The organism is Marinomonas foliarum, from assembly GCF_016906065.1.
Lineage (GTDB): Bacteria > Pseudomonadota > Gammaproteobacteria > Pseudomonadales > Marinomonadaceae > Marinomonas > Marinomonas foliarum.
Genome location: NZ_CP070273.1, coordinates 3,340,513 through 3,352,430, shown reverse-complemented (window position 1 = coordinate 3,352,430; position 11,918 = coordinate 3,340,513). Strand labels below are relative to the sequence as shown.

Sequence of the window (11,918 nt, the reverse complement as noted above, 5' to 3'; positions counted from 1 at the left end):
GCAGTAGTATTGAGTCGTTGGGTGACTTCAGCGACAGAATAACCGCCCTCATTAACCGCTTATCTATTTAAACGTTAGTAGCCTTCTAGTAAACCCTTATAATTCCAGTTTACTCCTGCAAAAATGACGATAGTTGATTAACATGAGATTGTGTCTCATTGATTAATAAACCTATCTGAACTGCGGCTTCGTTTGAAGTTTTCGCTAAATTACGGACTTCGTCAGCCACCACTGCAAAACCTCTTCCCGCTTCACCAGCCCTCGCGGCTTCGATCGCAGCATTTAAAGCCAACAAATTCGTTTGATCAGCTACGGCATTTATCGTTGTAACGGTTGTCTGAATCTTACCAAGAACCGACGACATAGAATGATGAGTTTCACTAACAAGTTTATTTCGAGATGACACATTGCTACCAAAAACAATGTACTTAGAAATATCACCATTAAAATCCGTTATTGACGAAATGACACAATCTAATACCACCTCAGCGCCATTATGATTCAATTTCATCATTACTGCTGTGGCTTCACCTTTTTCAATTTTCTGAATACGTGGTTTATCTAGGTAGTCTTTTAAATTGCCAACCACCAATTGTATTTGAGTGTCATTCTCAATATTCAACTGCTTTTTCGTGTAATCATTCGCAGAAATGAACTGGCCATTTTGGTTAAATTCCAACACCGCTGAATGACTACTGATGGCGTCTCTTTGATTAATTTGCTCCAATACCTGTCGTTTAATTTAACGTACATCAGAGCTAACTCCAACAAAGCCAGTGTGTTCACCAGATTTGTTAAAAATAGGATTCACCGACAAAACGATCCAGTAAGGCACGCCACTCTTATCAAAATTCAATATTTCTTCGTAAAAAGGCTGTCGTGCTTTTAAGTTTTTCGAAATCCGCTTAATGGTTTCTTTGTCCGTCTGCTCCCTTTGCAATAGAACACTTGGCTTCTTCCCCTTAACTTCTTCCAAGGTATATCCTGATAAAATTTCAAAGCCTGGATTGACGTATTCGACAAAACCATTTTTATCTGTGATCAATACACTTGTACTAGTATTACTGACCACCTGAGAAAGCAATTCGAGCTGTTTGTTATTGGTACTATCAGAACGTTTAGATAGAACAAAGGCGCTTAATTTTCCTTTTTCTGAAGCAAGAAGATGATGATAAACATGAACATAAACGTCTTGCTTTTCAGATAAACAAAGTAAGCCATCCTCGCTGTTAGAAGCCGTATTAAGAACTTCCAATAGTTGGGTGTCCTTCTGGTCTAAATACAGAGAATCACTATTTATTGAATCAAAGTTAGCTGTAACAAGCTTGTTATTCAGATCAAAAACCGCATACGAATCCTGACCTAAACCTATTAATTTTTGCCAGCTTAGCTCAGCCAAAATCGGCTCAGAGACCGGCTCGAAAACATAAAGCAAACAAGACTCAAGATGCTTAATCGTAAAAGGTGTTGTTTGCAACTTAAAATGCAACCCTTTATCGCCTTTGATGTAATCACTACTTTTGTCGTGATGCTTCAACAAAAAAGTAAGGGCTTGATTATCATCGGATTTGTTAAAACTTTGGCTTAACGAACCATAAGCCTGATTGCTGGCAATAACTTTCTGTTCTCTATCAACAATAACTGCAGCGTCTTTATGAGTGATAACTACTTGCTCTGCCATTATTTTTGTATTTTTTGAACTAAACCACATAACATTCCACTATTTCACTGTTTTAATTAAGCATTTTCAAATATTGATACGCTTGAAAACATGTTTGTGGATCACAAAAAGGCATTGTCAACTTATCGCTTAAATCCAACAACCAAATCTTTAAGTTGATTTGCTACATTATCTAATTCTTGCACAGCCTCTCCTGCTTCAATGGATTTCCCAGTACAATCTGTAGACAATGAAGATATGTTAATGATCTGCCTATTAACTTCATCAGAAACTAGAGCCTGTTCTTCAACTGCAGCTGCCATTTGTACAGACATATCAACAATTAAGTTCATATCATCAGCAAAGCTATTCAGCATTGTTTCTGTCTCACTGACATTAATTAAACCATTCTCTGCGGAAGAGCTACATTGCGCAGCAATAGCAACAGAATTAGAAACAGAGTCTCTAAAATGAGTAATTATCGAGTAGATTTTCTTGGTCGACTCTTGTGTGCGTTGTGCCAATTGCCTCACTTCATCGGCAACAACCGCAAAACCACGACCATGCTCTCCTGCGCGGGCCGCTTCAATCGCCGCATTAAGCGCCAGCAGGTTTGTTTGCTCTGCAATTTGCTCAATAATACCGGCAGCATCAGCAATATTCGTTGTCTGAGATTCAAGTTCTTTTATTGAATTCGTAATATCTTCAACACTGCCGTTTAAAGAAGCTATTGAGTGCTTAGATCGACTGGATAACTCGACACCTTTAGTAACCTTCTCCCGTGCAACAGTGGCATTTGTTGCGGTCTCTTGCACATGTTTAGATACTTCAAAAATGGCCGTGCTCATTTCATTCATTGCTGCTGCAACTTGCTCTGTTTCACTGGACTGTTTATCCATATAAAACTTCGTATTATTCGTCGCATCTAATCCTACTTTTGACTCTCTACTCAATTCATTTGCTGAGTTTTCAATACGACTTAGCACTGTATTTAAATGAGATAACTCACTCAGAATACTGACTTTAATACGTCCTATTGAAGAGACATCATCAGTGTATGTAGCAACGGCCACAGGATGGCTAAATGATTCTTTAAGTAAATCGTCTATAGATGATAATGATTTCTTGAATGAGTAATTTTGATAACTAAAAAAAACTAAAACATTTAGTAAGATTGCAGAGAGTAGTAATGCGCTATTATCTTCAAAAACAAAAAAACTAGAAATCAAGCAAGTTAAAAAAACCATCAAACTATAAACCCCTTGAGGGATTTTCAATTTCGATTTTTTATTAGTATTAAGTCTTGAGTAATACTCATCTGCTCTAATCACATCTTCAGGTTTAGGCGTGACACGCACACTTTCAAATCCAACTACTTTACCAGACACCGTTATCGGTGTTACATAAGCATTCACCCAATAATGATCACCATTTTTACATCTATTCTTTACTAATCCCATCCATGGCTTACCAGACTTCAGATACTCCCACATTATAGAAAATGCTTGAGGAGGCATATCTGGATGACGAACAATATTATGTGACGAGCCAACAAGCTCACTCCGATCAAACCCACTTATTGCAACAAACTCATCATTGCAATAAGTTATTACACCTTTTAAGTCTGTTGAGGTAACAAGCGTTGTTCCTGCTGAAAGGGTAACCTCTCGATTGGTAACTGGAAGATTTTTTTTCATTTTTTAACCTCTCAAATTTGATATATCGGTGGGCTTACCAAAATAATAACCTTGAAAAAAATCACATTTCATTTCTTTCAATATCACCACCTGTTGATTGTTTTCCACTCCCTCAGCAACCACTTTCATTCCATTCAGATGCGCAATTTTTATAATAGATTCGACCATACCATCACCTCGATATGTGCCTAAAGCATCTATAAAAAGCTTATCGATTTTTAAGTAATTAATGTTAAATGATGTAAGATAACTTAGTGATGAATAGCCCTTACCAAAATCATCTAAGGAAAAACTAACACCTTTACTTCGCAATAAATCAATATTAGATCGTGCATTACCACTGTCATCAATTAGAGAATCCTCCGTAATTTCGATATCAATATAATCCAAATCAATATCGAACGCTTTAGCACTCTCTTCTATTAATCCAACGATAAAACATGAATTAATAGAAATAGACGACATATTTATAGAAATTGACATTTTTTGTAACAGTGGATTTTCTGAAATAGCTTTAAAAGCTTTGATGATAATTTTCTTATCAACCAACTCCATTAAATCTAAATTATTAACGGCACTAATTATCTCAACTGGTGAGACCCATCCTATTAATTTACTATTCCATCTCATCAACGCTTCATAACCATAGACAGAAAAATCTTCAGATTTTATCTTAGGTTGAAAATACAAAACAACTTCATCATCCATAACTTTTATTACATTACTTTCAATGTATTTTATTCTATTAATACTATCCTCGACTGAAGCATCGTAATAAGAAACAACAACATTATTATTAATGGCATATCTAAGTGAGAAATCAGTTCTCCTCAAAATTTCATCAATACTTTTCCCTATACCATTATCATGATAATCACAGAATCCAACTCTGAACTTTTTATTCACAATAAAATCAGTTGAAAGAGCTAAGTCCGATATATTTTTTACAATTTCATTAAAGAGACTAGGGATTGGAAGATATGTCTTTTTCACGCAACTTAAAAATGAATAGTCACTAATTTGAATGGTGTAATCCACACATTCCACACTCACGATCAAATTGAAAATGGTATAAATTGACTTCGTCAGAAAGTCTCGATCAAATATTTTTTTATTCACTTCAACCATTTCAAATCGAGCACGGAAAAAATAATAATCGTCTAAATTAACTCCCTTACTTTCTAATAAAAACCTTAGATAGTTAACATTAGGAAGCTCGGTAATAGGATCATACATCTTAGCTTTTAAGAGTGACTCACTGATTTTTTCAGATTCTGTACGATCAATACCTACAATTTGAATCCTATCATTAGATGCAAGTTTAAAATTCCAATCTATCACATGTTTTTTTCATCAATTTCAATAGACGACTTGGAAATAGAATAAAAACCATCTTGCAAAGTTTTTTGGATAATATGTTCAAATTTATAGTTTTCAAAAAAATCCATAACGAATTTATTTGAATCGAAGAATCCGCTTTCAGAAAATAAGACATTTGACTTTATCACTAATCCATTTTTATCAATGGACGCTATGTATAAGCCTTCATAATTAGATAAGTTATCATAGTTTTCCATTGTCTCATTCAGATCATTTTTGACTGAATAATAAGGCGTCATATCATGGCAAATACCTATATATTTCAAATTACCACTTTCATCTTCAGCCTTACCAACCGACAAATGCATGTTAAACTCTTGACCATTACTTTTCTTTCCAACAACTTCACGACCGATTCCTATAATTTTGGCATTACTCGTCTTTCTATAGTTCTCAAGATAACCATCATGCTCCATTGCTATCTTTTTCGGCATGAGAATAGATATATTTTTCCCTACAACGATATTTTCTGCATAGCCAAACAGTTTCTCAGCTGAAGGTGAAAATGCTTCAATTATACCCATATTATTAATGACAATAATGGCATCAACTGCTGATTTGAAAATTGAGTCGTAAAAATTACTCAAAACCTTATCCTTTTAAACAGTATTAAAAAATAAAACCACATTTAAAATAAAAATATGACATATGAAAAAAGACATTAATCAATATAATTTACAATGCTATTAATAATCAGCACAAAAAAAAGATTGAGAAAAAATTATTTTTTATAAAATAATATAAAGTTCATTTTCTCGAATTATATGATTTCAATAAAGTATAGGTGGGGTATATGGAGAATCTATAAAAAATGCAACATATAAAACGGACACTAAAGTAGTTTTATCGAGAGATCTAAAATCCATACTAGATAGATAATTACTTGCAAAGCTAAATACACTACAACAATTACCATCAAGACATTTATCATCACAATCACAAAAGTCAGACCCTAGATGACCATCCACTTTGGACCCTAGATGACCATCCACTTTGGACCCTAGATGACCATCCACTTTGGACCCTAGATGACCATCCACTTTGGACCCTAGATGACCATCCACTTTGGACCCTAGATGACCATCCACTTTAGAAATGCTGGATATATTTTCAACAGACGAGAAACTATAAAAAATATTTATAGGTTTTTTTACGGATGCACTAATTATTAACCCGGCGGCATTTTATATCTTCTAAGCGGCATAGCAGATTGACCTATGCTTAAAGTACTTTTTAACTCGATCTGGATGCTTCTGTAACATTCTCATATGTGAGACCACTCTTCCTTTTAAAGCTTGTTCATTCTTTGGCGCATCACCAGTGTGGATACCTGCTTTTAGATCACAATTTAGGTATTCATCTGGGTTAAGTTCAGGTGAGTATGCTGGCAAATAAAAGACTTCTATTTGCTCTTTGATTTTTGGCTTAGCCAACCACTCTTTTACTAACTTTGCATGATGGACTCGAAGGTTATCGAGTATCAGAAAAATCTTTTTCTTCGACGAGGAAATGAGTCTTTTCATGAAGCGAATTAATACTTTAGCGGTCATCGTATCGGAATAGGTCATAAAGCGAACCGTTCCTTGGTTTGTGACAGAAGAGATCATATTGAGACGGCAGTGCTTCGCTGGAATAACTTGGACTGGTGTTTTGCCTTTGGGAGCGAAACTACGACCATGCTGACTGTCGTTACGAATGCCAGTTTCATCACCCCAATGTATCTCCGCGCCTTCATTCTCCGCTCTTTCCTTGATTAAAGGGTACTCTTGTTCAAGCCATTTGGAGACTTTTTGTGGGTTCTGCTCGTAAGCCTTTTTCAATGGTTTTTGTGGTGTAAAACCCCAGCGTTTTAGATAGTCTCCTATCGTTCTAATGGGCATATTCTTTCCCCACAATTGCTTGATGAGTTGTTGGATTGCCCGCCGCGTCCACAAAGCAAAATTCAACTTACACTGATCCGGCATTTTATCTGTGATTTCTTGTTGGATGCGAGCTTCTTGCGCTTTGGTTAAGCTGCGAAATGAACCTTCTTCGCGGCCACGCTTCTTATACTCGAAGCTGTCTTTTCCACGTTTTAAGTAGTCTCTATACCAACGACCAACGGTGTCGATATGGACTCCAGTCACTTCTGATATTTCTTTCAACAAGAAACCTTTATCACGCAGTTTAACAACTTGCTTTCGTAGTCTAGCAAGCTCGGAAGTGGTCAGTTTTCGGGTGTCTATTTTTTCGTTCATTTGGTAATTATATCAGATAATTATTGCCGCCGGGTTAATAATAAAGAAATTAAAAAAAGTATAGTAATGATCAGACGCCTCTCGGCAGTAACACTAAAACCATTAGACATACATAAATTCATAAGAAGAACATTTATTTATTGATCAGTATAAATATATTCTATAGTAAATAATTGCAGAAAAACAGTATTACCTGGATTTTGTATAATTCACTATAAACCTACCATTAAAGCTAATTGTAAAATAGAAGATAATAGTATATGGACATAGGTTATTTATGGGATTAATTTTTTTACTATGTAGCGGATGGTTGACTTTAAATAACAAAAAACTACTTGCCAATATCAATATTCCATACAATCAAAGAGAGATTAATAAGGTTTTTAAGAAACTGCTTAGGAAACATACGATCAAGTTGAGCCAACGACCCTCGTTTTCTTCAAACCACCAAACACAACAGACAACCCAGTTGTTTTACCCCTTACTGGTCACTCAATTCGGTAATTTAGTCTCATTGATTAATCTTTGAACGGATTAACCCCTTGCAGCTCGTATCCTCTGATCAACCCGAGACACGTTGGCAAGAGCAAACAAACGCATAGAAGTAACCTCATGCAAGGCATCTTCCATCGTTGGGTCACTCATGCTGTACCAATGTTGCATGCAGTCAATACGAAACATAGTAGACAGTGGATATCCCATTGCCAGCTTGGGGATAAAACGGCTCAACAACCACTTCTAGTTGAAACTAAGACATCAACTCATTCATGCGAGAAAGAAAAAATTTCCTTACGTATTGTTTTACGGTTATTGTTGTTGAATCCGCTGTCAGCAAAAGTGAGTTAGTCTGACATGGTTGAGACTCGAAGACTGAAAACGCGATTTTCCCATGAGAGGAACTTATTCAAATGTTCCGCAACAAGTCACATTACATTGGCAGAAACGCCATAAGGATTTTCGAGTTTAAAAACATCTAGTAAAATCTGAGACATCCAGAGCCTGAATGGTCTTGTATACTCGCCTATAAAGCAGGTTAGTAAGCCCCTATTAAATTAGCTAACTAACCTGTTGGATTTTCGTTTATCAATACTGTTGATAAACTGTCATCGTTCCTTGTTGGCTAAACTGAATCACATTAAAATCTTTGTATTGCTGACCTTTTTCAGCCATGCCAGGAGAATACCTTGGCATTCTAGGCACAGCCAACCCTGATACATTTTCAGGTTTCTCAAGTATTAAACGTGCCACATCTTGTTCTGGCACATGCCCTTCAATTAAGTAACCGTCGATTACAGCGGTGTGACACGATTGTAGTTGCATGGGCATACCCACATCTTTTTTTAAAGAGGACCAGTCTTCTGTGTGATGATAATTAACGGTATATCCCTCTGCCTTCATTAGCTCCCCCCATTTAACACAACAACCACATGTCGGAGACTTGTAGAGATCTATTATAGGTTGTGCAAACACGCTTGCACTGACTAACGTTAAGATTGAAGTTGCAATGCTTTTATTTATTACCTTCATATATTCACCTCTTTCAAAATTAGCTATTTACTATTAATTTGGCTATCTGATAATTTTACCGCCCGCAGCCTTAAAGCATTTAGTATGACACTCACCGAGGACAACGACATAGCTACAGCGGCAAAAATAGGCGATAAGAGAATACCTGTAAACGGATAAAGTACTCCTGCAGCAATCGGTACTCCTGCCATGTTATAAATGAATGCAAAGAACAGGTTCTGCCGAATATTACGCATGGTTGCCAGGGATAATCGCCGTGCCTCCACGATGCCCATCAGATCGCCACGTAATAGAGTAATACCCGCACTTTCGATAGCCACGTCGGTTCCTGTCCCCATGGCAATACCTACATCTGCGGTTGCCAAGGCTGGCGCATCATTAACACCATCACCAGCCATAACAACAACACGACCCTCATTTTTAAGCTGTTGAATAACATTGCCTTTATCTTCCGGCAATACTTCTGCCTTCACTTCATCAATGTGGAGTTTTCGAGCTACAGCTTCGGCAGAGGTACGATTATCTCCGGTCAGCATCACCACACGAATCCCTTCATTCTGCAGAGCGGCTATTGCCGCTTTAGTGGTGTCCTTGATCGGGTCTGCAATCGCCAGCAAACCACAAACCTTTCCATCAACTGCGGCAAAAATTACTGTTGCACCGTCCTCTCGAAGTTGATTGGCTTCTTCCTCAAAGGCGGATGTATCAACATTTTCTGACTGCATTAACAATCGATTACCAAGCAGAACCCTTTTTCCATCGACTTCACCAGTAACGCCTTTGCCGTTTGGAGAGTCGAAATCTATGGCGTCTGGTAATGTTAGGTTCATTGTTTTAGCTTTATCCAAAATAGCATGTGCCAAAGGGTGCTCGCTGCCCTTTTCAAGGCTACCGGAATAACGCATCAAGTCCTCATCGCTGAAACCGTTTGCCAAGACCAGTTTTGTCACCTGAGGCTTACCTTCGGTCAAGGTCCCGGTTTTATCCACTACCACTGTGTCTACTTTTTCCATCCGCTCCAACGCTTCAGCATCTCGGATCAAGACACCGATCTGAGCGCCACGACCAACACCGACCATGATCGACATAGGAGTCGCCAGACCCAAGGCACAGGGACAAGCAATAATCAGCACACTCACAGCTGCGATCAGACCAAAGGCCATGGGTGGCGTTGGACCGACGATAGACCAGACTCCGAATGCAATGATAGAAACCAACAGAACCACCGGAACGAACCAACCAGCCACTTTGTCAGCCATTCCCTGAATAGGTGCACGACTTCGCTGCGCACTGGCAACCATCTGGACGATCTGGGACAACATTGTGTCTCGTCCGACTTTGTCGGCTCGTAAAATAAAACTGCCTTGCTGATTAATGCTACCACCAATTACCTGATCTCCAGTCTTCTTAGTAATAGCCAAGGGTTCACCAGTGACCATGGATTCATCAACGTTGGAACGGCCTTCAAGCACTTCGCCATCTAGAGGTACCTTATCGCCTGGTCGAACTCGCAATCGATCGCCAACCTTAACTTGATCGAGCGCCACATCAGACTCACTGCCGTCATCGTCCAGTTTTCTTGCCGTGGCCGGAGCTAGATCCAATAGAGCTTTGATAGCGCCAGAGGTTTTTTCTCGAGCTCGGAGTTCAAGTACCTGACCTAACAACACCAGCACAACAATGACAGCGGCCGCCTCGAAATACACTGCGACTGAGCCATCGTCAGCGTGAAAAGCGTCAGGAAATTTCTGCGGAGCCAAGGTTGCGACAAAACTGTACAACAGAGAAACACCCGTACCGATGGCAATAAGTGTGAACATATTAAGGTTACGATTAAGTACAGATTTCCAACCACGCACAAAGAATGGTCCACCACACCAAACGACCACTGGAGTAGCTAAAGCCAACTGAATCCAATTGGATATTTGTGGCGACACAATATGGTCAATCTTAAAGAGATGGCCTCCCATTTCGATCAAAAAAACCGGAAGTGCCAGAGCCAGACCAATCCAGAATCGACGAGTCATGTCGGCGAGCTCTACTGAAGGGCCGTCGTCGAGGCTTACTTCCTCAGGTTCCAGCGACATGCCACAAATCGGGCAGTCACCGGGGCCTTGTTGACGGACTTCTGGATGCATAGGACAGGTAAACATGGTTCCGGCCGCAACCGGCTCTGTTTGCTCATTTTCTTCGCTGAGATACTTCTCTGGATTATTATCGAACTTCGACTGACAGCCGGAAGAACAGAAATACCAAGTTTTATCTACATGCTGACTACTATACTTTGCGGTTTGAGGATCTACCGACATTTTGCACACAGGGTCATGCACCCCATGGCTTTTATGTTCATGATGATTCGTGTGCTCACTCATATTGTGCTCCTTTTTTACTCGCGGGCCAGTCAGAAAAAGCAATGAAATATAACAAAGCCATATTGACCATTGGGACCAATATCAGCAGTCCCAGCCAGCCAGAATATCCAGCTCGCTTGCATATTCTATAGACAGGTATAACGACTAAGATCACAATCACTAACATCCACATCCAGTGTCCTACCCACATAGTGCTACCAAACATACTTTCGCTCATCATGGTATTGTCCTTTCTTTTATATCGTAGAAATTAATGGTGATGTTAGTGAGACTTTTATCTTTCATCTCACTGACATCCCTTTTACTTCTTGTAAAAAAATTAAAACCAAGCCGTTACGCCAATGACAAACTGAGAGTTGCTAATGCTATCTCCATTATCACGAGCAAGATCAGCCGTAGCACCGAGCTTTTTACTCCAGTCTATACCTATATAAGGTGCAAACTTACGTGTTATTTCATACTTTAGTCGAAGGCCTGCATTGATATCAGTAAGACCAGCACCCATGCTTAACTCGTCATCACTCTTACCATAGGCGTTCATTTCAAATTCAGGCGTTAATATCAGTTTTTGAGTGATTAACCATTCCTGTTCGATGCTTAAACGAATGGAGGTTTGCCCTTTTTCTCCAACAAAGAAAGCACCGTCAATGTCGAAAAAATACGGAGCCAAACCTTGGAAACCAAGCACCAGCCAATCACGAGATGGGGACGGTTTAATATCTCGCCTTACGCCCATCTGCATATCCCAATACGGCGCTACGGCATGACTGTATAGAGCCTGTACTTCTAGGTCCTGGTCGTCACTATTCTGGTATTCACCTGACGTTTTAAGCCAGATTTTATCCATATCATAACCAACCCATGCTTGAAAACTAAAGCTGATTGGATCGTCTGACTCAAGGCCTTTTTCTAATTGGTCGATGGCGACATAACTTAATAAAGGGTCATCTTCCGCACCTGCATAAGACAAAGAGCTCATAACAGAAGCCGTTGCCATCACTAATGTAAAGCCTAGTGAATTAAAGTTTTTCATTTATTACTCTCC

General features: G+C 38.9%; 10 protein-coding genes and 1 pseudogene. All 11 read right to left on the bottom strand.

From position 1 onward, the window contains the following. Positions 1–109: 109 nt before the first annotated feature. The 11 genes and pseudogenes from JSY38_RS18605 to JSY38_RS15515 all read right to left on the bottom strand — a co-directional run bounded on the left by JSY38_RS18605 (position 110) and on the right by JSY38_RS15515 (position 11,906). A complete protein-coding gene (locus JSY38_RS18605) occupies positions 110–511 on the bottom strand; it encodes a methyl-accepting chemotaxis protein (RefSeq protein WP_420844532.1) in 402 nt (133 codons plus the stop codon). A 231-nt stretch (positions 512–742) separates the two neighbouring features. Further along, the gene (locus JSY38_RS15560; RefSeq protein WP_205114028.1) at positions 743–1,711 is read right to left on the bottom strand and encodes a PAS domain-containing protein; all 969 of its coding nucleotides are present in this window, start codon (positions 1,709–1,711) and stop codon (positions 743–745) included. 92 nt (positions 1,712–1,803) lie between these two features. Continuing rightward, entirely contained in the window at positions 1,804–3,357 is a 1,554-nt protein-coding gene (locus tag JSY38_RS18600; protein WP_205114025.1) for a methyl-accepting chemotaxis protein, read from the bottom strand. Between the two features lie 3 nt (positions 3,358–3,360). Beyond that, positions 3,361–4,698: an EAL domain-containing protein gene (locus JSY38_RS15550; RefSeq protein ID WP_205114023.1), complete on the bottom strand. Its 1,338-nt coding sequence runs from the start codon at positions 4,696–4,698 to the stop codon at positions 3,361–3,363. Next, complete coding sequence (locus JSY38_RS15545; RefSeq protein WP_205114021.1) at positions 4,695–5,324, bottom strand: PAS domain S-box protein; 630 nt, start codon at positions 5,322–5,324, stop codon at positions 4,695–4,697. Before JSY38_RS15545 ends, JSY38_RS15550 begins: the two co-directional genes overlap by 4 nt. 606 nt (positions 5,325–5,930) lie before the next feature. Beyond that, entirely contained in the window at positions 5,931–6,974 is a 1,044-nt protein-coding gene (locus tag JSY38_RS15540) for an IS630 family transposase (RefSeq protein ID WP_236037344.1), read from the bottom strand. A gap of 585 nt (positions 6,975–7,559) precedes the next feature. After that, a pseudogene (locus JSY38_RS15535) lies at positions 7,560–7,771 on the bottom strand (transposase); the annotation flags it as partial. A gap of 286 nt (positions 7,772–8,057) precedes the next feature. Continuing rightward, on the bottom strand, positions 8,058–8,372 hold the full coding sequence (locus tag JSY38_RS15530) for a DUF411 domain-containing protein (RefSeq protein WP_205114019.1): 315 nt from the start codon (positions 8,370–8,372) through the stop codon (positions 8,058–8,060). Between the two features lie 152 nt (positions 8,373–8,524). Further along, on the bottom strand, positions 8,525–10,873 hold the full coding sequence (locus JSY38_RS15525) for a heavy metal translocating P-type ATPase (RefSeq protein ID WP_168827392.1): 2,349 nt from the start codon (positions 10,871–10,873) through the stop codon (positions 8,525–8,527). Then, positions 10,866–11,093, bottom strand: a complete 228-nt coding sequence (locus JSY38_RS15520; RefSeq protein ID WP_100187602.1) for a hypothetical protein — start codon at positions 11,091–11,093, stop codon at positions 10,866–10,868. Before JSY38_RS15520 ends, JSY38_RS15525 begins: the two co-directional genes overlap by 8 nt. Positions 11,094–11,192: 99 nt before the next feature. After that, complete coding sequence (locus JSY38_RS15515; protein WP_024024987.1) at positions 11,193–11,906, bottom strand: copper resistance protein B; 714 nt, start codon at positions 11,904–11,906, stop codon at positions 11,193–11,195. Positions 11,907–11,918 lie beyond the last annotated feature (12 nt).

Excerpts from the sequence above, each read along its gene's own strand:
- JSY38_RS18605 (WP_420844532.1), bottom strand. The coding sequence starts at position 511 with ATGAAATTGAATCATAATGGCGCTGAGGTGGTATTAGATTGTGTCATT.
- JSY38_RS15560 (WP_205114028.1), bottom strand. The coding sequence starts at position 1,711 with ATGTGGTTTAGTTCAAAAAATACAAAAATAATGGCAGAGCAAGTAGTT.
- JSY38_RS18600 (WP_205114025.1), bottom strand. The coding sequence starts at position 3,357 with ATGAAAAAAAATCTTCCAGTTACCAATCGAGAGGTTACCCTTTCAGCA.
- JSY38_RS15540 (WP_236037344.1), bottom strand. The coding sequence starts at position 6,974 with ATGAACGAAAAAATAGACACCCGAAAACTGACCACTTCCGAGCTTGCT.
- JSY38_RS15530 (WP_205114019.1), bottom strand. The coding sequence starts at position 8,372 with ATGAAGGCAGAGGGATATACCGTTAATTATCATCACACAGAAGACTGG.
- JSY38_RS15525 (WP_168827392.1), bottom strand. The coding sequence starts at position 10,873 with ATGAGTGAGCACACGAATCATCATGAACATAAAAGCCATGGGGTGCAT.
- JSY38_RS15520 (WP_100187602.1), bottom strand. The coding sequence starts at position 11,093 with ATGATGAGCGAAAGTATGTTTGGTAGCACTATGTGGGTAGGACACTGG.
- JSY38_RS15515 (WP_024024987.1), bottom strand. The coding sequence starts at position 11,906 with ATGAAAAACTTTAATTCACTAGGCTTTACATTAGTGATGGCAACGGCT.